This is a genomic window from Streptomyces kebangsaanensis (assembly GCF_001906585.1).
GTDB classification, from domain to species: Bacteria; Actinomycetota; Actinomycetes; order Streptomycetales; family Streptomycetaceae; genus Streptomyces; species Streptomyces kebangsaanensis.
The window spans coordinates 1,616-3,912 of the sequence record NZ_JUJA01000157.1 but is presented as its reverse complement, the minus strand read 5'-3'; the positions used below and the strand labels follow the sequence as shown (position 1 = coordinate 3,912).

The following is a 2,297-nucleotide window of genomic DNA, read 5'->3' as shown; positions in this document are numbered from 1 at the left end:
CCAGCCATCAGACCAGCCGTCGGGCCAGCCATCAGACCAGCCGTCGGGCCAGCACGGCGGGCCTCAGGACAGCTGAGGCGGCAGCGGGGCCGTGTGGGTGACGATCAGGCCCGAGACCGCTCGGGTGAGGGAGACGTACAGGCGGCGCAGGCCGGTGCGTTCGTCGGGTTCGGCGTCGACCACGGCCCGGGGTTCGTCGAGGACCACGTAGTCGTACTCCAGGCCCTTGGCGAGGGAGGCCGGGACCAGGGTGAGGCGGGTCCTCGCCGTCGTCTCCTCCCCCGGAGGCAGGTACGGCACGCCGGCCGCCGTCAGGGCCTCGGCGAGGGCCGGGACGCGCGGGTCGGCGGCGATCAGGGCGACCGAGCCCTCGTGGCGCAGCAACTCCTCGCAGGCGGCGACCACTTCGGCGTCCCCGGCGGCCGTACGGACCTCGAAGAAGCCCGGGTTCTCGCGGATCGAGGCGACCGGGGTCAGGCCCGGGGCGATGTGCGGCAGGAGGCGGGAGGCGTAGGCGATGACGTCCGTCGGCACGCGGAAGCCCGCCGTCAGTTCCTCGATCACGGCGTCGGACTTGCCCAGGTGGGCCAGGGCCTCCTCCCAGGTGCGGGTCGCCCAGGGCGTGGTGCCCTGGGCGAGGTCGCCGAGGACCGTCGCGGAACCGGTGGTGCAGCGCCGGCCGACCGCGCGGTACTGCATGGGGGACAGGTCCTGTGCCTCGTCGAGGACCACGTGCCCGAGGGAGGGCGTGCGCTCCGTCAGGTCGGTCGCCTCGTCGATCAGCACCGCGTCCGCCGCGGACCACCTGGCGGACTTCACCGACCGTACGGGCCTCGCCCACAGGATCGTCTTCCGCTCCTCCTCGGTGAGGATCCCGTCGGCGTGCGTGGCCAGGAAGTCCGCGTCCGTCAGCAGCCGCAGGACGAGTTTCGCCGGGTCGACCGGGGGCCAGATCGCCTTGACGGCCGCCTTCACCGCCGGGTTGCGGGCCACCGTGTCCTGCACGCGGTCGTCGGGGGCCTCGCCCGCCCGCTCCATCCGCACCAGCACGGCGTGCGCGATCCGCTGCGGCAGGGCCTCGCGGGCGGCGCCGTAGCGGATGTCGCGGTCCAGCAACTCGCGGACGATCTCCTCCAGTTCGTACGCCGGGATGCGCCAGCGACGTGAGCCGCGCACCACCACGACCGGTTCGGTGGGCATCGTCACGTGGGAGTACAGCGCCCCGCGCAGCACCTCGGCCATCCGCGCGTCGCCCTTGACGACCGCGGCGGCCGCGTCGTCCGTGGCCCGCACCTCCACGTGGGTCACCAGGTCGTCGACCGTGGCCTGCCGGACCGCCAGCTCGCCCAGCGCGGGCAGCACCTGCTCGATGTAGTGCAGGAAGGACCGGTTCGGTCCGATGACGAGGGTGCCGGTGCGGGCCAGCCGCTCGCGGTGGGCGTAGAGGAGGTAGGCGACCCGGTGCAGGCCGACCGCGGTCTTCCCGGTGCCGGGGCCGCCCTGGACGCAGACGGTGCCGGACAGACCGGACCGTACGATCTCGTCCTGCTCGGGCTGGATGGTCGCCACGATGTCGCGCATCGGGCCCACGCGCGGGCGCTCGATCTCCTGCTGGAGCAGCTTGCTGGTGGTCGCCGCCTCGGCCGGGTCGGACAGGTGCTCGTCCTCGTACGCCGTGAGGTCGCCGCCGGTGTAGCCGAAGCGGCGGCGCAGCGCGATGTCCATGGGGTCCTTCCTGGACGCCCGGTAGAACGGCTGCGAGACCGGCGCGCGCCAGTCGATGACCATGGGGTCGCCGTCGGCGTCGTGCACGTGCCGACGCCCGATGTAGAACCTCTCGCCCTCGGCGCCCTCGGCCCGGTCCGCGCCCGGCACGTGCAGGTAGTCGAGCCGTCCGAAGAACAGCGGGGTGTCGCTGAGGTCGGCCAGCGCCTTGATGCGCTCGTCGATCTGGCGGGCGAGGACCTCGGCGTTGACCCAGTTCGCGGTGACGTCGCGGATGTCCAGCGACTGGACGTCCTCGCGCATGGCGCGCAGCGCGGCGCGGGAGGCGGACAGGTGGGACCGCTCGCGGGCGAGGGGGTCGTCGGCCGGGTGCGCGGGACCGGCGGGCGCGGGTGAGGACGGCGACGGGGTCAAGGGGGTGCCTCCGGAAGGCCTGCGGGACAGACGGGTGCGCCGTTGGCGGCGGGATCTGCCGGCCGGTTTCCGTCCGGACAGATGACGCGGCGGCCCGAAGGGCCACGATTGAGGGTGGTGGTGGGTGACGGGCGGGAGCTCCGCGGGGGGAGGCGGGC

At 73.9% G+C, this 2,297-nt stretch carries 1 protein-coding gene; it reads right to left on the bottom strand.

Features of this window, described 5'->3' with window-relative positions:
• Window positions 1-63: 63 nt before the first annotated feature.
• Window positions 64-2,028 carry a HelD family protein gene (locus RH94_RS27085; protein ID WP_234426102.1) on the bottom strand — a complete coding sequence of 655 codons (1,965 nt, stop codon included), beginning with the start codon at window positions 2,026-2,028 and terminating at the stop codon, window positions 64-66.
• Window positions 2,029-2,297 lie beyond the last annotated feature (269 nt).

Coding starts and splice junctions, on each gene's coding strand:
- RH94_RS27085 (WP_234426102.1), bottom strand. CDS start 2,028: ATGCGCGAGGACGTCCAGTCGCTGGACATCCGCGACGTCACCGCGAAC.